General features: G+C 67.2%; 18 protein-coding genes. 2 read left to right on the top strand and 16 right to left on the bottom strand.

Going from position 1 to position 21,303, the window contains the following annotated elements:
- Nucleotides 1-81 precede the first annotated feature (81 nt).
- The 12 genes from EC845_RS07020 to EC845_RS06965 all read right to left on the bottom strand — a co-directional run bounded on the left by EC845_RS07020 (nucleotide 82) and on the right by EC845_RS06965 (nucleotide 14,301).
- Entirely contained in the window at nucleotides 82-1,623 is a 1,542-nt protein-coding gene (locus tag EC845_RS07020; RefSeq protein WP_123296605.1) for a SpoVR family protein, read from the bottom strand.
- Entirely contained in the window at nucleotides 1,620-2,912 is a 1,293-nt protein-coding gene (locus tag EC845_RS07015) for a YeaH/YhbH family protein (RefSeq protein ID WP_123296603.1), read from the bottom strand. The genes EC845_RS07020 and EC845_RS07015 overlap by 4 nt, the downstream gene beginning before the upstream one ends.
- 80 nt (nucleotides 2,913-2,992) lie before the next feature.
- Nucleotides 2,993-4,915 carry a PrkA family serine protein kinase gene (locus EC845_RS07010; protein WP_123296601.1) on the bottom strand — a complete coding sequence of 641 codons (1,923 nt, stop codon included), beginning with the start codon at nucleotides 4,913-4,915 and terminating at the stop codon, nucleotides 2,993-2,995.
- Nucleotides 4,916-5,289: 374 nt separating this feature from the next.
- A complete protein-coding gene (locus tag EC845_RS07005; protein WP_123296599.1) occupies nucleotides 5,290-7,044 on the bottom strand; it encodes an AMP-binding protein in 1,755 nt (584 codons plus the stop codon).
- Nucleotides 7,045-7,209: 165 nt separating this feature from the next.
- On the bottom strand, nucleotides 7,210-7,866 hold the full coding sequence (locus EC845_RS07000; RefSeq protein WP_123296597.1) for an HAD family phosphatase: 657 nt from the start codon (nucleotides 7,864-7,866) through the stop codon (nucleotides 7,210-7,212).
- 69 nt (nucleotides 7,867-7,935) lie between these two features.
- A complete protein-coding gene (locus tag EC845_RS06995) occupies nucleotides 7,936-8,526 on the bottom strand; it encodes a hypothetical protein (RefSeq protein WP_148077265.1) in 591 nt (196 codons plus the stop codon).
- 14 nt (nucleotides 8,527-8,540) lie between these two features.
- Nucleotides 8,541-8,978 carry an OsmC family peroxiredoxin gene (locus EC845_RS06990; protein WP_123296593.1) on the bottom strand — a complete coding sequence of 146 codons (438 nt, stop codon included), beginning with the start codon at nucleotides 8,976-8,978 and terminating at the stop codon, nucleotides 8,541-8,543.
- Nucleotides 8,979-9,256: 278 nt separating this feature from the next.
- Nucleotides 9,257-9,706: a YchJ family protein gene (locus EC845_RS06985; RefSeq protein ID WP_123296591.1), complete on the bottom strand. Its 450-nt coding sequence runs from the start codon at nucleotides 9,704-9,706 to the stop codon at nucleotides 9,257-9,259.
- A gap of 31 nt (nucleotides 9,707-9,737) precedes the next feature.
- A complete protein-coding gene (locus EC845_RS06980; protein ID WP_123296589.1) occupies nucleotides 9,738-10,877 on the bottom strand; it encodes an acyl-CoA dehydrogenase family protein in 1,140 nt (379 codons plus the stop codon).
- Between the two features lie 78 nt (nucleotides 10,878-10,955).
- The gene (locus tag EC845_RS06975) at nucleotides 10,956-12,176 is read right to left on the bottom strand and encodes an acetyl-CoA C-acyltransferase (RefSeq protein ID WP_123296587.1); all 1,221 of its coding nucleotides are present in this window, start codon (nucleotides 12,174-12,176) and stop codon (nucleotides 10,956-10,958) included.
- 190 nt (nucleotides 12,177-12,366) lie between these two features.
- Complete coding sequence (gene can / locus EC845_RS06970) at nucleotides 12,367-13,038, bottom strand: carbonate dehydratase (protein WP_123296585.1); 672 nt, start codon at nucleotides 13,036-13,038, stop codon at nucleotides 12,367-12,369.
- An 84-nt stretch (nucleotides 13,039-13,122) separates the two neighbouring features.
- Nucleotides 13,123-14,301: an isovaleryl-CoA dehydrogenase gene (locus EC845_RS06965; protein ID WP_123296583.1), complete on the bottom strand. Its 1,179-nt coding sequence runs from the start codon at nucleotides 14,299-14,301 to the stop codon at nucleotides 13,123-13,125.
- A gap of 217 nt (nucleotides 14,302-14,518) precedes the next feature.
- Between EC845_RS06965 and EC845_RS06960 the strand changes: the two genes are divergently transcribed.
- On the top strand, nucleotides 14,519-16,273 hold the full coding sequence (locus EC845_RS06960; RefSeq protein WP_370451291.1) for a tannase/feruloyl esterase family alpha/beta hydrolase: 1,755 nt from the start codon (nucleotides 14,519-14,521) through the stop codon (nucleotides 16,271-16,273).
- A 44-nt stretch (nucleotides 16,274-16,317) separates the two neighbouring features.
- Here EC845_RS06960 and EC845_RS06955 read toward each other — a convergent pair whose 3' ends face one another.
- The gene (locus EC845_RS06955; protein WP_123296579.1) at nucleotides 16,318-16,728 is read right to left on the bottom strand and encodes a MerR family DNA-binding transcriptional regulator; all 411 of its coding nucleotides are present in this window, start codon (nucleotides 16,726-16,728) and stop codon (nucleotides 16,318-16,320) included.
- Between the two features lie 225 nt (nucleotides 16,729-16,953).
- Between EC845_RS06955 and EC845_RS06950 the strand changes: the two genes are divergently transcribed.
- On the top strand, nucleotides 16,954-18,036 hold the full coding sequence (locus EC845_RS06950; RefSeq protein ID WP_123296577.1) for an MBL fold metallo-hydrolase: 1,083 nt from the start codon (nucleotides 16,954-16,956) through the stop codon (nucleotides 18,034-18,036).
- 75 nt (nucleotides 18,037-18,111) lie between these two features.
- Here the strand turns inward: EC845_RS06950 and eutC are convergent, their stop codons facing one another.
- The 3 genes from eutC to EC845_RS06935 all read right to left on the bottom strand — a co-directional run bounded on the left by eutC (nucleotide 18,112) and on the right by EC845_RS06935 (nucleotide 21,302).
- Complete coding sequence (eutC, locus tag EC845_RS06945; RefSeq protein ID WP_123296575.1) at nucleotides 18,112-18,957, bottom strand: ethanolamine ammonia-lyase subunit EutC; 846 nt, start codon at nucleotides 18,955-18,957, stop codon at nucleotides 18,112-18,114.
- A complete protein-coding gene (locus EC845_RS06940) occupies nucleotides 18,954-20,372 on the bottom strand; it encodes an ethanolamine ammonia-lyase subunit EutB (protein WP_123297936.1) in 1,419 nt (472 codons plus the stop codon). The genes eutC and EC845_RS06940 overlap by 4 nt, the downstream gene beginning before the upstream one ends.
- Nucleotides 20,373-20,471: 99 nt before the next feature.
- Nucleotides 20,472-21,302, bottom strand: a complete 831-nt coding sequence (locus EC845_RS06935; RefSeq protein WP_123296573.1) for a M48 family metallopeptidase — start codon at nucleotides 21,300-21,302, stop codon at nucleotides 20,472-20,474.
- Nucleotide 21,303: the final 1 nt, after the last annotated feature.

The raw sequence follows: 21,303 nt of genomic DNA, 5'->3' as shown, positions 1-21,303 counted from the left end.
GTGAAACAAAAGGCCCCGCAAGACACGGGCGAGCCGGAAATGCCAGGGTTAGCCCGAACCCCGTCCGGGCATCCGCACGGGCTAACGTGCCGCGGCGGCCTTCCAGCGCCGGGTGACACTGCCCTGCCCGTCCGCGCTCTCGAGGTAGACGTCGAATCCCCAGAGGCGAGCAACGTGCTTGAGCACGTCTGCCGTGCCCTCGTCGAGCGGCCGGGCATGGTGCTGGGTGTGGCGCAGCGTCAGCGAACGGTCGCCGCGCAGGTTCACATTCCAGACCTGGATGTCCGGCTCGCGGCTGCCGATGTCGTACTGGCGCGAGAGCGCTTCACGCAGCTCGCGATACCCGCTGTCGTCGTGGATGGCCGCGACCTCGATGGTCGGTTCGCGATCGTCGTCGCGCACCGCGAACAGCCTGAAATCGCGCATCACCTGCGGACTGAGGAACTGGCCGACAAAACTCTCGTCCTTGAAGTTGCGCATGGCGTAGTCCAGCGTCTTCTGCCAGTCGCTGCCGGCGATGTCGGGAAACCAGCGGCGGTCTTCCTCGGTCGGCTTCTCGCAGATGCGCTTGAGGTCGCTGTACATCGCAAACCCCAGCGCATACGGATTGATGCCGCTGTAGCCCGGGTGCCCCACCGGCGGCTGGTAGACCACGCTGGTGTGCGACTTGAGCCATTCGAGCATGAAGCCGTCGCCCAGCAGGCCGCGGTCGTACAGGGTGTTGAGCAGGGTGTAGTGCCAGAAGGTCGCCCAGCCTTCGTTCATCACCTGCGTCTGGCGCTGCGGATAGAAGTACTGCGCGATCTTGCGCACGATACGGATCACCTCGCGCTGCCAGGGCTCGAGCAGCGCCGCGTTCTTTTCGATGAAGTACAGCAGGTTCTCTTGCGGCTCGGCCGGAAAGCGCTTGCTGGCCTCGGCACCGGCCGGGTCTTCGGTGCGCCGCGGCAGCGTGCGCCACAGGTCGTTGACCTGCTGCTGCAGGTAGGCCAGACGCTCGGCACGGCGGTCGGCCTCGTCGGCCAGCGTGCGTTTCTGCGGCCGGCGATAACGATCGACGCCGTAGTTCATCAGTACATGGCACGAATCGAGCAGATCCTCGACCGCCTCGACGCCATGGCGCTCCTCGCATTCGGCCACATAGGCGCGGGCATAGACCAGATAGTCGATGATGGCCGAGGCATCGGTCCACATGCGAAAGAGGTAGTTGCCCTTGAAGAAACTGTTGTGCCCATATGCCGCATGCGCGATCACCAGCGCCTGCATGGGCATGCTGTTTTCCTCCATCAGGTAGGAAATGCAGGGGTCGGAATTGATGACGATCTCGTAGGCCAGGCCCATGTGGCCGCGGCGGTAGTTCTTTTCGGTGGCGATGAACTGCTTGCCGTACGACCAGTGACGGTAGAACACCGGCATGCCGACGCTGGCGTAGGCATCCATCATCTGCTCGGCGCTGATGATCTCGAGCTGGTTGGCATAGGTGTCGAGCCCGTAGGCATCGGCCGTCCGGGCGATCTCGGCGTGGTACTCGGCAATCAGGTCGAACGTCCAGTCGGACGGGCTGGGCAAGGGCTGTGCGGCCCGGTTCGCCAGCAGTTCCTTGAGCGCGGGGCGTGTGGTCATGCTTTCACCCCTTCCTTCTTGAACAGATCGCGGAACACCGGATAGATGTCGCCCGCACTCGAGACCTTGCGCATGGCGAAGTTGGGCTGCGCGCCTTGAAGCCGTGCGTACTCCTGCCACAGGTTCTGCTCGACGTCGGCCACCTGCACATAAGCGAAATAACGCACCAGCGGCAGCAGCGACTGCTCGAGCAGCTCGCGGCAGCGGCCGCTGTCCTGGAACCAGTTGTCGCCGTCGCTGGCCTGTGCGCCGTAGATGTTCCACTGGTCGCTCGGGTATCGCGCCTTGATCACCTCGTGCATGAGCACCAGCGCGCTGGAGGCCACCGTGCCGCCGGTCTCGGTGGCATGGAAGAACTCGTCCTCGCTGACCTCCTGCGCCTGCGTGTGATGGCGGATGAAGACCAGCTCGATGCGTTCGTAGTGTTTCGTGAGGAACAGGTACAGCAGCATGAAGAAGCGCTTGGACATGTCCTTGCGTGCCTCGTCCATCGAGCCGGAGATATCCATCAGGCAGAACATCACCGCCTTGGCACTGGGAACCGCCACCTGCGTGCGGCTGCGGTAGCGCAGGTCGATGGGATCGAGGTAAGGCACATGGCGCGCGGTCCGGCGCACGCGGGCGATCTCTTCGCGCAGGAGCAGGATCTCGGCCTCGTCCTCGGCGCGCAGCGGCCGGCGGGCGGTGCACTCGGCCAGGGCCAGTTCGAGCTGGCGCAGCGTGCGCCTGTCCTCGCCGCCCAGCGCGATGCGACGCGCCAGCGCGCCCCGCATGGAACGCACCACATGCAGGTTGTTGGGCGTGCCCTCGCTGCTGATGCCCGAGCGCTGCGAACGCCACTCGGGCACCTCGGCCAGTTGGGTGCGCAGCAGATTGGGCAGGGCCAGGTCCTCGAAGAAGACCTGCATGAACTCCTCGCGCGTCAGGCGGAAGACAAAGTCGTCCTCGCCCTCGCCGCTGTCGCTGGCCTGCCCGCTGCCCGAGCCGCCACCGCTGCCTCCGCCCTTGGGCCGCTCGATGCGGTCACCCCGCACGAACTCGCGGTTGCCCGGATGCACCATCTCGCGACGGCCGCCCGAGGCGTGGCCAAAGGCCGGTTCCGAAACATCGCGGCGCGGCAGCGTCACGTCCTCGCCTTGTGCCAGGTCGCGGATGCCGCGGCCGCTGACGGCCCGTCGCACCGCTTCCTGCACCTGGGTTCGGTAACGCCGAAGGAACCGCTCGCGGTTGCCGATCGACTTGTTCTTGCCCGACAGTCGCCTGTCGATGATTTGCTGCAGTACGGCCAAGGTCCAGCCTCCAAGCCAGTTCAGCCCTATGAAAAAGCAGGGCCGGGAAAACGGTCGGCTCGAGAAATTGCAGGCCCTCTTCAGGAGCTCTTGCGCACACGCAGGTACCACTCGCACAGCAGGCGGACCTGCTTGGGTGTGTAACCTTTCTCGACCATGCGGGTCACGAAGTCTTCGTGCTTTTTCTGCTCGTCGGCGCTGCTCTTGGCATTGAAGCTGATGACGGGCAGCAGCTCCTCGGTGTTCGAGAACATCTTCTTCTCGATCACGCTGCGCAGCTTCTCGTAGCTGGTCCACAGCGGGTTCTTGCCCGAATTGCCGGCCCGCGCACGCAGCACGAAATTCACGATCTCGTTTCGGAAATCCTTGGGATTGCTGATTCCGGCCGGTTTCTCGATCTTCTCGAGCTCGCCGTTGAGCGAACCGCGGTCGAAGATCTCGCCGGTGTCGACGTCACGGTATTCCTGATCCTGGATCCAGTAATCGGCATACGTCACGTAACGGTCGAAGATGTTCTGCCCATATTCCGAGTAACTTTCGAGATAGGCGGTCTGGATTTCCTTGCCGATGAACTCGGCATACCGCGGCGCCAGCATCTCCTTGATGTAGCCGATGTACTTCTGTTCGATTTCCGGAGGGAACTGTTCGCGTTCGATCTGCTGCTCGAGCACGTACATCAGGTGCACGGGATTGGCGGCGACCTCGGCCGAGTCGAAATTGAAGACCTTGGAGATGATCTTGAAGGCAAACCGCGTGGAGACCCCGCTCATGCCTTCGTCCACGCCCGCGTAGTCGCGGTACTCCTGGATGGAACGGGCCTTGGGGTCGGTGTCCTTGAGGCTCTCGCCGTCGTACACCTGCAGCTTGCTGAAGATGCTCGAGTTCTCGGGCTCCTTGAGCCGGGTCAGCGCCGAGAACTGCGCCATCATGCGCAAGGTCCCGGGGGCGCAGGGAGCCTGAGACAGCGAGGAGTTGCGCACCAGCTTGTCGTAGATCTTGATTTCCTCGGTCACGCGCAGGCAGTACGGCACCTTGACGATGTAGATGCGGTCGAGGAAAGCCTCGTTGTTCTTGTTGTTGCGGAACGCCTTCCACTCGCTTTCGTTGCTGTGCGCGAGCACCACGCCGTCGAAGGGAATCGCACCGAACCCCTCGGTGCCCTTGAAGTTGCCCTCTTGCGTGGCGGTGAGCAGCGGATGCAGGACCTTGATGGGCGCCTTGAACATCTCGACGAATTCGAGCAGCCCCTGATTCGCCAGGCACAGGCCGCCCGAATAGCTGTAGGCGTCCGGATCATCTTGCGCATACGACTCGAGCTTGCGGATATCGACCTTGCCCACCAGCGAGGAGATGTCCTGGTTGTTCTCGTCGCCCGGCTCGGTCTTGGCCACGGCGATCTGCCGCAACACCGACGGATAGCGCCGGACCACCTTGAACTGGCGGATGTCGCCGCCGTATTCCTCGAGCCGCTTGACGGCCCAGGGCGACAGGATGCGCTGCAGGTAGCGCTGCGGAATGCCGTATTCCTTTTCGAGGATCGGGCCGTCCTCGGTGGCATCGAACAGGCCCAGCGGCGATTCGTTGACGGGCGAACCCTGGATCGCATAGAACGGCACGCGTTCGATGAGCTGCTTGAGACGCTCGGCGATCGAGCTCTTGCCGCCCCCGACAGGGCCGAGCAGATAGAGGATCTGTTTCTTTTCTTCGAGTCCCTGCGCCGCATGCCGGAAATACGAGACCACCTGTTCGATGGCGTCTTCCATGCCGTAGAACTCGCGGAACGCCGGGTAGATCTTGATCACCTTGTTGGCGAACAGGCGCGAGAGCCGGGAGTCGTTGCGTGTATCGAGCAGCTCGGGCTGTCCGATGGCTTCGAGCATGCGCTCGGCGGCCGTGGCATACGCCTTGGGATCGCGCTTGCACAGGTCGAGATACTCCTGCAAGGACATGACATCCTCGCGGGTGCGTTCATAACGGGCTGCGAAGTTTCCGATGACATCCATAGAAAGACCTTCCGCGTACTACCATGACGAACAGCACCTGATCCCGCCGGGGCCGGACCAGTTGCCAGCATGCGCCGCCCCGCCAAAAACGAAGCAGCAATTGCACAGTGAGCTTGGAACCATCCTACACCTGCTTGTGGATTCCCGCATGCCGCATCCAACCAAAAGCAAGCAAGTTCACAACAGATGCGCAGAAGGACTACAGCCCCTCGGCGCGTGCTGCGCACGCGGGGTTCAGACTCATGCATGTCCCTAAGCACAAGACATGCCTGAAGCGGTAAAAGTTCAGTGCTTCGTCGAAAAATTCCGTGCGGCGAAGGCCATTGACGCATCGAAGCCACAGGCCGTTGGGCCCGCATGGTTTTTGGCTGGCGTCAGGCGGTCTTCTCTTCCTCGAGCCCCAGCCGCTGCTTCATCTCGTCGCGGATCTTGAATTTCTGGATCTTGCCGGTGACCGTCATCGGAAAGGCATCGGTGAAGACGATGTGCCGGGGGATCTTGTAGTGGGCGATCTGGCCCTGGCAGAAGGTGCGGATCTCGTCTTCGTCCAGCGTCGCGCCGGGGCGGGCGATGATCCAGGCACACAGTTCCTCGCCGTACTTGCGATCGGGCACGCCCACGACCTGCACGTCCTGCACCTTGGGGTGGCGATAGAGGAACTCCTCGATCTCGCGCGGGTAGATGTTCTCGCCGCCCCGGATGACCATGTCCTTCATCCGCCCGACGATGTTGACGTAGCCCTGCGCGTCCATCACCGCGAGATCGCCCGTGTGCATCCACTGCTCGGCATCGATGGCCTCGCGGGTCTTGGCCTCGTCGCCCCAATAGCCGTGCATGACGGAGTAGCCGCGCGTGCACAGCTCGCCCGACTGCCCGACGGGCACGCACTCGCCGCTTTCCGGGTCGACGATCTTGACTTCGAGGTGGGGCTGCACCGTGCCCACGGTGGCGACACGCTTGTCCAGCGGCGTGTCGGTCGAGCTCTGGCAACTGACGGGGCTGGTTTCGGTCATGCCGTAGGCGATGGTGATCTGCGAGAGATTCATCTCGTTGACCACGCGTTTCATGATCTCGATCGGGCAGGGCGAGCCGGCCATGATGCCGGTGCGCAGGGTCGACAGATCGAACTCGGCGAAACGCGGATGGTCGAGCTCGGCGATGAACATGGTGGGCACGCCGTGCAGTCCGGTGCAGCGCTCGGCCTGCACGGTCTGCAGCACCGCCAGCGGGTCGAAACCGTCGCTGGGATAGACGATGGCCGAGCCGTGCGTGAGGCAGGCCAGGTTGCCCAGCACCATGCCGAAGCAGTGGTACAGGGGCACGGGGATGCAGAGCCGGTCGCCGGGGCCGAGCTTCATGCATTCGCCGATGAAAAACCCGTTGTTGAGGATGTTGCGATGCGTGAGCGCCGCGCCCTTGGGAAAACCGGTGGTGCCGCTGGTGAACTGGATGTTGATGGGATCGTGCGGATCGAGGGAACCGGCAATCCGGGCCACGGCTGCATCCTCGGGATCGCCCTGTGCGAACAGGTCGGAGAAACGCAGCATGCCGGCCTCGTCGTCGCCCTGCCCGGCGACGTCGATCCAGCACACCAGGCGCAGCAGGGGCAGGCGGCGCGCGGCGAGACGGCCCGCCGGGCAGGTGGCCAGTTCGGGTGCGAGCTCGCGCACCATCTCGAGGTAGCGGCTGGTCTTGAAGGCACGCATGGACACCAGCGCCTTGCAGCCCACCTTGTTGAGCGCGTATTCGAGTTCGCTGGTGCGGTAGGCGGGGTTGATGTTGACCAGCACCAGACCGACCTCGGCCGTGGCCAGTTGCAGCAGCACCCATTCGGCATTGTTGTGCGACCAGATGCCCACCCGGTCGCCCGGCTGAAGACCCTGGCGCAGCAAGGCGCTGGCCAGTTGCCGCGCGGCCTGCTGCAGCTGTGCGTAGGTGTAGCGCAGGCCCTGGTGCACGCACACCAGCGCCTCTGCAGCGCCATGGCGCGCGACCATGCCGTCCATGAAAGCACCCAGGGTCTGCTCGATGAGCGGCGGGTGCTGCGCGCCCCGCGCGTAGCTCGACCCGCTGTGGAAATCTTGCGCCTCGAGGGCGGGCGAGGACAAAGTCCGAGGGGTGGCCTGCATGGTGAATGTCTCCTGATCGGTTGGGCGCGCGGGCATGCAGCGGCCCGCCTGGCCTATGGAAACATTCTGGTTAACGTTTACGTCAACGTCAATCCAATACAGGGGGCTCCGGCATCGGTAGATGCCCTAGGCCGACCGATGCACCCCGAGAGGACTGCGGCCCGATCAGGCCAGTCGAATCAGGTCGCCGAGCTGCGTCATGCGCGTGAAGGTCTGGCTGGCGCCGGCAGCCAGCAAGGCCTCGCCGCTGCCCGAGGGCGCATAGGCAAAGACGGTGGCGCCTGCGGCAACGCCCGCCGTCACGCCGGTGACGGTGTCTTCGACCACCGCACATCGGCGGGGATCGACCTGCAGGGCCGCAGCCGCGGCGAGGTACACATCCGGCGCCGGTTTGCTGCGCGGCATTTCGTGGCCGCTGAAGATGCGGCCCTCGAAGAAATGATGCAGACCGACCTTGCGCAGTTGCAGTTCGACCTTGAAGCGATCGGCCCCCGAGGCGCATGCGATGCGCCCCTGGCTGGCGCGATGCAGCGTTTCGACGGCACCGTGGATGTCGGGAATGGCCGTGAGACGCGACTCGAGCTGCAGGTTGCGACGCTCGCGAAAGCCCGTGAGCCAGGCTTCGGTGACCGGCTTGCCGGTGTGATGCTGGATGCGCGCGGACTCGTCCTTGACGGCCTTGCCGACAAAGATCTCGAAACACTGCTCGGCCGTCAGTTTCCAGCCTTCTTCCTCGAGCATGTCGCGCAGAACACCGTTGGTGATGGGCTCGCTGTCGACCAGCACACCATCGCAATCAAAAAGCACCGCATCGAAAGTCAACACCGCTACCTCGCGAATTCAGGAATCCGTCATGTTAAGGCAGGGCGGCCGAAGCGGTGCGATCGAGGCTCAATAACCCGACCCGCGGACGGCCGGAGCCGGCGTGGTGGGATTTGCGCCCGGTGTCGGCACCGGCAGGGGCGGCAGCTCGCGAACACCCGGGGTACCGGGGCCTGCGGGCGGCTGCGGTGCCGGGGAGATCGTGGTGGTCTCGCTGCGGCGGATGATGCCGCCACCCTGCACGCTGCCGCTGGCCGCGCCCTCGCCGCGCACGCGCGATTCGCAATCGGTGCGCTGCTCGGCGGGCAGGCGGGCACAACGCTGCAGTGCGTTGGACTGGTAGTCGGCGCCGCGGTCGTCGAGATTGCCGCGTTTGCCCTCGATGGCCGCAGCGGCGGCCTCGCGGCGTTCGGTCACGCTCAGGCCGGCCCGCTCCTGGGCCGTCGGCACCTGTGTGGAAGGGGTCTGGGCGCGACTCTCGCCCCAGGCCACCAGGCCCGCCATCACGACCACGGTTGCGGCACCCAGCCGCAGCATCTGGCCCAGACGTGCACCCCGGCGGGAGCCGGAACGGGCGTCATCGGGATGTTCATGGGCACGCAAGGCTGCTGCAGACGCGCCGGGTCGGCGCGTTCTTGCCGTACGGGAGTAGGAAGTCATGGCGGGTCTCCGGGTCAATCCAGCAGTTTGGCGTCGAGCACGATCTCGGGCACGCTGGCCAGCGCCTTCGACAGCGGGCAGTTGCGCTTGGCACCGTCGGCCAGCGTCTTGAACTGGGCTTCGTCCAGGCCCGGCACCTTGGCCTCGAAGGTCAAGGTGATGCGGTCGATGACAAAGCCTTCGGCATCCTTGGCCAGGCGCACCTTGGCCTGCGTGTTGGCCCGGTCGACGGCAAAGCCGGCGCCTTCGGCCGCGAAGGCGAAGGCCATGGTGAAGCAGGCGGCATGCGCGGCCCCCAGCAGCTCTTCGGGATTGGTGCCGCTGCGGTCGTCACCGAATCGTGTACCGAAGCCATAGGGCTGGTCCTTGAGGACGCCCGTTTCGGTGCTGATCTGGCCCTTGCCGGTCTTGCCGGCACCCAGCCAGGCAACGGTGGCGATTTTTTCGGACATAGGCTTTCTCCTGAGATGGAATCGATGGACAGGGCTTGCGGACGGCACATGAAGGCACCGGCCCACAGGCCCGAGGACATCCCCAGAATATCGATTGCCTCGCCGCTTGTCTCGCCCGGGACGCCGAGCCGGCGACCTGTCCTACAGCCGGCCGGATCCGTTGTACGGGCACGGGCTCGGAGGCTGTAGGCCAGCCCTGCACGAGCCCGCCGGACCAGGGCCACGGGCACGGCCCGGCAGCGGGCCCACACCGGCCTGTAGCGCGTGAAAGCCGGCCGTCAGGGCTGCGGCACCGGGTCGATGTCGCCATCGACATAAAACCAGCGCCCGTCACGTCGCTCGAAACGGCTGCGTTCGTGCAGCCGCACGGCTCGGCCGGCTTCGCGCCAGCGCGCCACGAACTCGACTTCGGCCTGCGTGGCGCCGAGCGTGCGGTGACGGCGCACCTCCAGCCCCAACCAGCGGATGGACGCATCGAGTGCGAGATCGGCAGGCACATGCGCGCTGTCCCAGGTGGCGCGCAGGTAGTCCTCGCGCAGCAGGACAAAGGCGCTGTAGCGCGAACGCATCAGGCTTTCGGCGTCGGGGGCCGGATGGCCCGCCCAGTCCGCCAGATACGGCGCACAGCAGCCGCCATGGCTCAGCGGCCGGCGGCGGGCGTCGAGGCGTCCGCAGGGACAGGGCTGGGTCAGGGGATCGGCAGGCAGCGCGCGGGAACGGGAAGACATGCCCGCGAGTGTAGCCAGTGCGAACCGTCTCTCAGCGGCGGGCGGCCAGCTCGCGGGCGATGAGCAGCTTCTGGATATCGGAAGTGCCCTCGTAGATCTGGCAGACCCGCACGTCGCGGTAGATGCGTTCGAGCGGAAAGTCCTGGACATAACCGTAGCCGCCCAGCGTCTGGATGGCGGCGCTGCACACCGTCTCGGCCATCTCGGTGGCATACAGCTTGGCCATGGCGGCTTCCTGCAGGCAGGGGCGGCCGGCGTCGCGCAGCGCGGCGGCATGCCAGATGAGCTGGCGCGCGGCTTCGATGCGGGTGGCGCATTCGGCCAGCCGGAAGGACACGGCCTGCTGTTCGTAGATGCTGCGGCCGAAAGCGGTGCGTTCGTGTGCATAGGCCAGCGCAACCTCGAAGGCGCTGCGCGCCATGCCCACGCTCTGCGCGGCGATGCCGATCCGTCCGCCTTCGAGCGCACCCAGCGCGATGCGGTAGCCCTCGCCCTCGGCGCCGATGCGCTGCTCGACCGGGATGCGGCACTGGTCGAACTGGATCAGCGCGGTGTCGGTGGAATGCTGGCCCATCTTGTCTTCGAGGCGGGCCACGGTATAGCCCGGCGTATCGGTGGGCACCAGAAACGCGCTGAGGCCTTTCTTGCCGGCCGCGCGGTCGGTGGCGGCGATGACGATGGCCACCGAGCCGTTGCGGCCGCTGGTGATGAACTGCTTGACGCCCTCGATCACGTAGCTGTCGCCTTCGCGCACGGCGGTGGTGCGCAAGGCCGAGGCATCGCTGCCGGCCTGCGGTTCGGTCAGGCAGAAGGCCCCCAGCATCTCGCCCTGCGCCAGCGGGACGAGCCAGCGTCGCTGCTGCTCGGGGCTGCCGTCGCGCATCAGGATGGCATTGACGGGGCAGTTGGTGACCGAAATGGCCGTGCTGGTGCCGCCGTCGCCCGCGGCGATCTCTTCGAGCACCAGGGCCAGCGTGAGGTAGTCCAGCCCTGCGCCGCCCAGCGATTCGGGCACGCAGATGCCGTAGGCCCCCAGTTCGGCCAGGCCCCGGTGGGCTTCGTGCGGAAAATGGTGTTCGCGGTCCCAGCGCGCGGCATGGGGCCAGAGTTCACGCTGCGCGAAGTCGCGCACGGCGTCGCGGATCTGCTCTTGCTCGGCGGTCAGCAGCATGGCGGGTCTCCTGCCCGGCAGGTGCGGGCCCTGTCGGCCCTGCCCCACCGGTGTCGTGTTGAAGAATAGGCTGCGCGTTCAGGCGTCCAGCAGTTCGAAGGCCATGGCGACGGCTTCGCCGCCGCCGATGCACAACGTGGCCACGCCGCGCCGGCCGCCCCGGGCCCGCAGGGCATGCAGCAGCGTGACGACGATGCGGGCACCGCTGGCCCCGATGGGATGGCCCAGCGCGCAGGCGCCGCCATGGACGTTGACGCGGTCATGGGGCACGTCGAGATCGTGCATGAGGGCCATGGGAACCACGGCAAAGGCTTCGTTGATTTCCCAGAGGTCGACATCGGCGACCTGCCAGCCGGCCTGATCGAGCAGCTTGCGGGTGGCGGCGACCGGGGCGGTGGTGAACCATTCGGGGGCCTGCGCATGCGTGGCATGGGCCACCACACGCGCCAGCGGACGGCTGCCCAGGCGCGCGGCCGTGGACTGGCGCATCATCACCAGGGCGGCAGCCCCATCGTTGATGGACGAACTCGATGCGGCGGTGATGGTGCCGCCGTCCTTCTTGAAGGCGGGCTTGAGGCTGGCGATCTTGTCGAGCCTCGCCTTGGCCGGCCCCTCGTCGCGCGAAACGACGACGTCGCCGGCGCGGGTCTTGAGTGTCACCGGCGCGATCTCGGCATCGAACGCGCCCGAAGCGGCTGCCGCCTGCGCACGGGTCACGCTGGCGGTGGCAAAGGCGTCCTGGGCCTCGCGGGTGAAGCGGTACTGGGCGGCGCAGTCCTCGCCGAAGGTGCCCATGGAGCGGCCGGCCTCGTAGGCGTCCTCGAGGCCGTCGAGCATCATGTGGTCGTAGACCTTGTCGTGCCCCATGCGATAGCCGTTGCGGCCCTTGTTGAGCAGGTAGGGCGCATTGGTCATGCTCTCCATGCCGCCGGCCACCACCACCGAATGGGTGCCGACGGCCAGCAGGTCGTGGGCCAGCATGGCGGCCTTCATGCCGGAGCCGCACATCTTCGAGAGAGTGACCGCACCGGCGCTCTGCGGCAGGCCGCCCTTGAAGCCGGCCTGGCGGGCGGGGGCCTGGCCCTGGCCGGCCATCAGGCAATTGCCGAAGAACAGTTCGTCGACGGACTCGGGCGCGATGCCCGCGCGTGCGACGGCGGCACCGATGGCGACACCGCCGAGATCATGCGCAGCCAGGCCGGCGAAGTCGCCGTTGAATGCGCCCATGGGCGTGCGTGCGGCACCCGTGATGACCACGGGATCGTCGGCGAGCGAGGAAAGGGGAAGTGGGCGGCTCATGTCTGTCTCCTGTTAGAGGTCTGGGAAAAACGCCAGGAGACCGGTCGGCCCCGGCGGTCATGGCCGCCCGCCGGTGTCCGTACCCGAAGGCACGGCAGACCCGCGTGCGGCATGTTTCGCACAGCCTGAGAGGAAACGCGGTGCATCCCCGGCCTGGAGCCCGGGGATGCACCGCGCCGCCCGCGCGGGATCAGGCCGCGCCGTACTTGCTGCGGACCTGGGCCAGCGCCTCGGCCCGGCTGTCGCGCAGTTGCTGCAGCGTGGAAACGGTGAGCTTGAGGTCCTGCAGCAGGCCGTCGTGCACACCGAAGGCCCAGCCATGGATGGTCACGGGCTGGCCGTTGCGCCAGGCGTCTTCGATCACCGTGCTCGTGCACACGTTGGCCACCTGCTCGATCACATTGAGCTCGCAGAGGACGTTGGCCTTCTGGTCTTCGGGCACCAGGGCCAGCAGTTCGGCATGCTGGTCGCGCACGGCTTGGATGTGGCGCAGCCAGTTGTCGGCCAGGCCGATCCGGGCACCCTCGAGCGCGGCCTGCACGCCCGAGCAGCCGTAGTGGCCCACCACCATGATGTGCTCGACCTTGAGGCGCTCGACGGCGAACTGGATGGTCGACAGGGCATTGAGGTCGGAATGCACCACGATGTTGGCGACATTGCGGTGAACGAACACTTCCCCCGGGTCGAGGCCGGTGATCTGGTTGGCGGGTACACGGCTGTCGGAGCAGCCGATCCACATGTAGCGTGGCGTTTGTTGTTTGACGAGACTGGTAAAGAAGCCCGGCCGGTCGTGCTCCACCTGAGCTGCCCAGTCGCGGTTGTGCTGGAACAGGTTGTCGAGTTTGTCGAGAGGATTTGTCATGGGGCGTAATGGTAGCGGCTGCGCGGCACTCCCGCCGGGGCACACCCGCATGCCGGGGTTTCAAGCGGGGCCGACAGGGCGACATCACAGGGTCTGCGCAAAGAGTTCGCGGCCGATCAGCATGCGGCGGATCTCGCTGGTGCCGGCGCCGATCTCGTAGAGCTTGGCATCGCGCCACAGGCGGCCGAGCGGGTATTCGTTGATATAGCCGTTGCCGCCGAAGATCTGGATGCCCTCGCCGGCCATCCAGGTGGCTTTCTCGGCGCACCACAGAATCACGCTGGCGCAGTCCTTGCGCACCTGGCGGACGTGCTCGCTGCCCAAGGCATCCAGATTCTTGCCCACGGTGTAGAGATAGGCCCGGCCGGCCTGCAGCACGGTGTACATGTCGGCCACCTTGCCCTGGATGAGCTGGAACTCGCCGATGCTCTGGCCGAACTGCTTGCGGTCGTGGATGTAGGGCACGATGTTGTCCATGACCGACTGCATGATGCCCACCGGCCCGGCGGCCAGCACCGCCCGCTCGTAGTCCAGTCCGCTCATGAGCACCTTGGCCCCGCCGTTGAGCGTGCCCAGGATGTTTTCGGCGGGCACCTCCACGTCCTGGAAAACCAGTTCGCCCGTGTGGCTGCCGCGCATGCCCAGCTTGTCGAGCTTCTGCGCGACGGAAAAGCCCTTCATGCCCTTCTCGACCAGGAAAGCCGTGACGCCGCGCGCGCCCAGTTCGGGCTCGGTCTTGGCATACACCACGAGGGTGTCGGCATCGGGGCCGTTGGTGATCCAGAACTTGCTGCCGTTGAGCAGGTAGTAGCCGCCCTTGTCCTCGGCCTTGAGCTTCATGCTGATGACGTCGCTGCCGGCGCCCGGTTCGCTCATGGCCAGCGCACCCACGTGTTCGCCGCTGATCAGTTTCGGCAGGTACTTCTGCCTTTGGGCCTCGCTGCCGTTGCGCTTGATCTGGTTGACGCAGAGGTTGCTGTGCGCGCCGTACGACAGGCCGACCGACGCGCTGGCGCGGCTGATCTCTTCCATGGCCACCATGTGCGCCACGTAGCCCATGTCGGCTCCGCCGTAGGCTTCGGGCACGGTGATGCCCAGCACGCCCAGGTCGCCCATCTTGCGCCAGAGGTCCATGGGAAACTGGTCGCTGGCGTCGATCTGTGCGGCGCGCGGCGCGATCTCTTGCTGAGCAAAGGCGCGCACGGCGTCGCGTAGGGCTTCGACGTCCTCGCCGAGCTGAAAGTCGAGTCCGGGCAGGTTCATGGCGTTGTCTCCTGAGGGCCGCTGAGGGCTGTTGTTGCCCCCATTCTATTGACGTTTACGTCAACGTCAATAATCGTGCGCCACCGGCTTGGCGGAAGATCGCAGCAAACAAACCATGAATAATCAAAATACAAGACAACAACAGAGGGTTTGCACGATATTTTTTGTCTATTTATTTATCAACAATAACTATAAACAACCGGAGACCGACTTGAACTTGCTATCCAGAACCAGCGGCGCCCTGGCCGTGCTGACGGCCGCCGTGCTGCTGCCCCTGTCGGCATGCGGCGGCGGCGGCGGCCATGCAGACGACACCGCGGCGCCCCCTCCATCCGTCGCCACGCCGCCCAGCCTGGCGCCGGCCGTGGGCGCGGCGCTGCAGGGATCGTGTGAATCGCTCGGCGGCTACACCTATGCCAACACCCGCATCACGGCAGCCACGACGGTGGCTGCCGGCACGCTCACGGTCGCCGGTCGGGACGTGGCCGCCCATTGCCTGGTGACCGGCGCCATGAACACCCGCGTCGGCCCGATCGATGGCCAGACCTATGCCATCGGCTTCGAGATGCGTCTGCCGCTGGCCTGGAACGGCCGTTTTCTCTACCAGGGCAACGGCGGCACCGACGGCGCGGTGGCCACGGCCGTCGGCGCCGTCGGCAGCGGCGGACCGCTCACGCATGCCCTGCACCAGGGCTTTGCGGTGGTCTCGTCGGATGCCGGACACAACGCGGCACAGAATCCGCTGTTCGGGCTGGATCCACAGGCGCGCATCGACTACGGCTACGGCGCCGTGCTGGCGCTCACGCCCATGGCCAAGTCGCTGATCAAGGCCGCCTACGGCAAGGGCCCCGATCGTTCGTATGCCGGCGGCACCTCGAACGGCGGACGCCATGCGCTGGTGGCCGGCACCCGCCTGCCGCAGGAATACGACGGCATCCTGGCCAGCACACCGGGCTTCAACCTGCCACGCGCCGCCGCTGCGCAGCTCTACACCGCGCAACAGCTGCGCCGCGTGGCCACCGATGAAAACGACCTCGGCACGGCCTTCTCGATGGCCGAGCGCCAGGTGCTGGCGCAGGCCATCCTGCAGCGCTGCGATGCGCTCGACGGCGTGGCAGACGGCCTGGTCCAGGATGTCGAGGGCTGCCGCAGCGCCTTCGACATCCGGCAGCATGTGCCCGTCTGCAGCGGCGCACGGGACGGCAGTTGCCTGAGCGCAGCGCAGATCGATGCGCTGGCCAACCTGTATCGCGGCCCGGTGAACGGCCAGGGCCAGGCGCTCTATGCCACCCAGGCCTTCGATCCGGGCCTGGTGGGCAGCAACTGGGCCAGCTGGAAGTTCGTGTCGTCGGTCGGAAACGCCCGTGACCCGGTGGCCGTGGGCATCATCTTCCAGGTGCCGCCCGACGCCACGGTGGCGACCCGCTCGCGCCAGTTCGCCTTCGATTTCAACTTCGACACCGACTTTGCCCGGCTGTCGGCCACCGATGCGACCTACACCGAAAGTGCGATGTCCTTCATGGTCCCGCCCGGCATGACGCAGCTCGATGCGCTGCGCGACCGTGGCGCCAAGGTGCTGGTGGTGCAGGGTGTGGCCGACGGCGTGTTCTCGTCCGACGACACCCGCAACTGGTACGAAGCCCTGACCCAGGCCTACCGCGGCGATGCGCGGGGCGAAGCGGCGAGTTTTGCGCGCTTTTTCCTGGTTCCGGGGATGAACCACAGCCGGGGCGGCATCGCCACCGACCAGTTCGATGCATTGAGCGCGCTGGTCGACTGGGTCGAGCGCGGCGTGGCGCCCGAGCGCATCGTGGCGGCGGCGCGCGGCGCGGGCAATGCGGGCGGCGTCAACACCGAACTGCCGTCGGACTGGTCGCCCACCCGTACCCGGCCGCTGTGCCCCTACCCCGCCGTGGCCCGCTACAGCGGCCAGGGCGACAGCGAGCAGGCCGAGAACTTTGTCTGCCGCTGAGCAACGGCCACCGGACGCGCCGGCCGTGGGCCGGCGCCGGCGGCTCAGCCGGCGGGCACGGACTGGCGGGCTCGGTCCAGCGCCTCGCGCGCTTCGTCCTCATGGGCCCGCACTTCGCGGATGGTGGCCTGCAGCTCTTCGTGCTGCTGCTCGAGCCGTCCCCTGTGGCGCGAAAGCACGTCGATGAACTTCTCCAGTTGCGGCACCGTGTCGCGCGGGCTGTCGTACATGTCCAGGATTTCCTTGGCCTCGGTCAGACTCAGGCCGAGCCGCTTGGCCCGCAGCGTCAGCCGCAGGCGGGCGCGATCCATGCCGGAATAGACGCGGCTGCGGCCACCCGCCCCTTCGCGCTCGGGCGTGAGCAGGCCCATGTCCTCGTAGAAACGGATGGCCCGGGTGGTGAGGTCGAACTCGCGGGCCAGTTCGCTGATCGTGTAGGTCTGGCTGCTGGCCATGCTGACTCCTGCTGTGACGCCGAGGCCCGCAGCAAAAACGGCGGCCGTGGGGCGAGATCGTGGTGGGGGCACTGACGCGTGACCGACAGCGCATCGGAACGCTCGGCCCTACAATGGGGCACGTCCAATGACGTTGACGTAAACGTCAATAATTCGGCATTCTAATCGGAGCGCGATGTCCGTCCAGGCGTCCCCCGAATAGCTGCACGCCAACACAGAACGACCATGAACGACAACGAAAAAGCACTCGACTACGTCCTGGGCGACACGCTTCCGCAGCCGGGACGTGCCGTCACCGTCGCACCCGGCATCAAGTGGCTGCGCATGGCACTGCCGTTTGCGCTCGACCACGTCAACATCTGGCTGCTGCGCGACGAGACCGTGGACAGCCAGGGCCAGCGGGTGCAGGGCTGGACGGTGGTCGACTGCTGCATCGACAAGCCCGAGCCCCGTGCGCAATGGCAGACGGTGTTCGTGCGGGAGCTCGAAGGCCTGCCCATCATCCGGGTGCTGGTGACCCACATGCACCCCGACCACGTCGGCCTGGCGCACTGGCTGTGCGCACGCTGGCAGGCGCCGCTCTACATGAGCGCCACCGACTATTACACGGCGCGTCTGGGCGTGCAGCAGGCCATCAGCGGCGCGGGCGGCCAGGCCGCGGCCGATTTCTTTGCTTCGCACGGGCTGACCGATCCGCTGGCCCTGCGGCAGATCAGCCAGCGCACCGATTACTACCGGCAACTGGTGCCGGCCGTGCCCGACCAGTTCCGGCGGCTGATGGACGGCCAGTCCCTGGCGCTGGGCCAGGGCCCGAACCGCACCCCCTGGCATCTGGTGAGCGGTTTTGGTCACGCGCCGGAACACATCGCGCTGCATGCGCCGGCGCGCGGCATCCTGATCGCGGGCGACATGGTGCTGCCGCGCATCTCGACCAACGTGAGCGTGTACGACAACGACCCGGAGTCGGATGCGCTGGGCCTGTTTCTCGAGTCCATCGACAAGTTCAAGCCGCTGCCGGCCGATACCCTGGTGCTGCCTTCGCACGGCAAGCCCTTCAAGGGCCTGCACACCCGGATCGAGCAGTTGCACGCCCATCACCGGGACCGCCTGGCCGAGGTGCTCGCGGCCTGCCGCCGGCAGCCGCAAAGCGCGGCCGACGTGTTGAAGGTGCTGTTCTCGCGCGCGCTCGATGCACACCAGGTCACCTTCGCCATGGGCGAATCCATCGCCCACCTGAACTGGCTGATGCACCGTGGCCAGGTCCGGCGGCAGCGCGACGCGGAAGGCGTCCACCGCTTTTCGGCTTGACGGGCGGGCCGAGACCCCGGCTGGGGTGATGGCCCATCGCCCATCGCCTGTCGTTTGTCGTTTGTCGCCCTGGGATCAGTCGCCGCAGGGCAGGCCCTTGCCGCTTGCGTCGTCGGCCGCCGGCGAGGGCTCGAGCCGTTCGAGGTCGCTGTCGTCCTTGAGGCCGACACCGCTCGCCCCCAGACGCGTGGCCTGCTGCAGCAGCCAGGCCAGCTTGTAGGCGGCCTGTGCATACGAAAGGCCTTCGGCGCGGATGTTCGAGATGCAGTTGCGCTGGGCGTCGCTGCAGCCCCGGCGCGGCGCGTGGGTGAGGTAGATGCCCAGGCTGTCGGGCGAACTCAGGCCCGGGCGCTCGCCGATGAGCATCGCCACCTGGCGCGCGCCCCAGGCGGCGCCGACATCGTCGGCCAGTGCCACCCGCGCCTGCACCGCGATGGTCACCGGGGCATACACCGTCTGTGCCGGCAAGGCCAACCGGATGGCATCGAGCAGCGCGGGCGCGTGGCGCTCGATGGCCAGCGACGACAGGCCATCGCCCACCACCAGCGCGACATCGGGCTGCGGCAGCGTCCTCGCGGCGTGGCGCAGCTCGGCCTCGCAGTGCGCATCGAGCAGGCGGCCCAGGTCCGGCCGCCGCAGGTAGGCCGTCCGGTCCGGTGCCTGGCTGTGGACCTGGCGCACGTCCCAACCGGCCTGGTGCAGGCGTTCGCCCAGCGCAGCGGCATCCAGCGGCGCGTGGATGGCGTCGCGCGCCATGGCGTGCGCCCAGCCGAAGGCGAGGGTCTCGGCCGTCGGCAGGGCCACCCCGGCCCGCCCCAGCGCGATGCGGGCCGAGGTATGCCGGCGCAGCGCCGCCCAGGCGTCGGGCACGGTCAGGTCGCCCGGTGCCGGCTGGGACTTTTGCGGTGCATCGTCGCTCATGCAGTGCCCTCGTGTGGCTGACGGGGCCGGCGGCCCAGATCGGGGCCGGCCTGCAGCAAACGCTGGTCGGGCCGCGCCGGCAGCAACTGTCCCTCGGCCCCTGTGATGCGCATGCGCTGCAGCCAGTCCTCGAACTCGGGTGCACGCGCCAGACCCAGGGTCTGCCGCAGAAACAAGGCATCGTGGAACGAGGTGCTCTGGTAGTTCAGCATGATGTCGTCGGCCCCCGGCACGCCGATCACGAAACTCAGGCCGGCCGCGCCCAGCAGCACCAGCAGGTTGTCCATGTCGTCCTGGTCGGCCTCGGCGTGGTTGGTGTAGCACACGTCGCAGCCCAGGGGCAGCCCCAGCAGCTTGCCGCAGAAGTGGTCCTCGAGTCCGGCCCGGACGATCTGCTTGCCGTCGTACAGGTACTCGGGGCCGATGAATCCCACCACCGTATTGACCAGCAGCGGCCGGTAGCGCCGCGCCACGGCATAGGCCCGGGCCTCGCAGGTCTGCTGGTCCACACCGTGGTGGGCGTTGGCAGACAGCGCACTGCCCTGCCCGGTCTCGAAGTACATCACGTTGTCGCCCAGGGTGCCGCGGCCCAGCGCCAGCGCCGCGGCATGGGCCTCGTCGAGCAGGTCCAGGCCGATGCCGAAGGAGCGGTTGGTGGCCTCGGTGCCGCCGATGGACTGGAACACCAGATCGACCGGCACGCCCCGCTCCATCAGTTTGAGGGTATGGGTGACATGGGTGAGCACGCAGCCCTGGGTGGGGATGCCGTGGCCCTCGATCAGCCCGTCGAGCATGCGGTTGAGGTCCCCCAGCACGCTCAGGCTGTCGGAGACCGGATTGATGCCGATGACCGCGTCGCCGGCCCCCAGCATCAGGCCATCGAGGATGGAAGCGGCCACGCCGCGCAGGTCGTCGGCCGGATGGTTGGGCTGCAGCCGCACGGCCAGCCGGCCCGGCAGCCCGATGGTGTTGCGAAAGCGCGTGACCACCCGGCATTTGCGCGCCACGGCAATGAGATCCTGGTTGCGCATGATCTTGCTGACCGCGGCCACCATCTCGGGCGTGAGGCCCGGCGCCAGCGCGGCCAGGGTGTGCGCGTCGGCGGCATCGCCCAGCAGCCATTCCCGAAACCCGCCCACCGTGAGATGGGCCACCGGCGCATGGGCCGCCGCATCGTGGCCGTCGAGGATGAGGCGGGTCACGTCGTCGGCCTCGTAAGGCACCAGCGCTTCGTCGAGAAAGATGCGCAGCGGCAGATCGGCCAGCACATGGCGCGCGGCCATGCGCTGCTGCGCGGTGGCGGCACCGATCCCCGCCAGGTAGTCGCCGGACCGGGCGGGACTGGCCGCGGCCATCACGTGGCGCAGGTCGTCGAACGCAAAGACAAAACCACCGAGCGTGGTGCGGTAGGTCATGGGCAGGCGGGCCGAGGCCCGGGTGGGATGAAACAGGACTGCCGACCAGGCAAGCATATTCCAAGCCAGTCGAGCGCCCTGAACGGGCACGCCCTCAGGTCACGCCGCGTCGGCCGGGCTCCAGTCCGGAATGGGGGTCTGGCGCAGGGCCAGCCGGCGCGCCGCGTAGTCGGGCATGACGGATTCGACCGTGCGCCAGAACAAGGGGCTGTGATCCATCACCCGCAGGTGGCTGAGTTCGTGGGCCACGACGTAATCGATGATCGCCGGATCGAAATGCATCAGCCGCCAGTTGAGGCGGATGCTGCCGTCGCGGCTGGCACTGCCCCACCGGGTGCCGGCGTTGCTGAGCGTGAGACGGGTGCAGCGCACGCCCAGCGGTGCCGAGAAATGCTGCAGCCGCTGCGGGAACAGGATACGGGCCTGCTGCAGGAACCAGGCCTGCGTGAGCGCGCGCCACTGCGGTTCGCCGGCCCCAGACGGCACGTCGAGCCACAGGGTCGAGGCCAGGCCCGGCCCGGCTGCCGCCTGCCAGTGCGCCGTCACCCGCACCCGGCCTTGCCGGAGCTCGCAGGGCTCGGCCGGATCGCCGATGACCGGCCGGCCCCGGCGCACGGACAGGGCCCGGCCCAGGTAGGGCAGCGTGGCACCGTCCTGCCAGATGACCTGCAGCGCCTGCCGCTGGCCCTGGCGCGCACGGGCTTCATCGAGCTTGCGCAGGATCCATCCGGCCTTGTCCTGCAGCACGCGTTCGATGTCGTCGACCGAGACCCAGCGCGGCGCACGCACGCTCAGGCCCTGCGCATCGACCGCCATGCCGATGCTGCGGCGCGCCGCCCGTACCAGCACGTAGCCGACGGTACGGCCGCCCAGCACCGCGGCCCGGTTGGCCTGCGGATGGGCATCGCCTGCAGCGGGAGGCGGCGTCATG

This window comes from Comamonas sp. BIGb0124 (assembly GCF_003752175.1).
Lineage (GTDB): Bacteria > Pseudomonadota > Gammaproteobacteria > Burkholderiales > Burkholderiaceae_C > Comamonas_F.
This window is presented reverse-complemented; position numbering and strand designations above follow the sequence as displayed.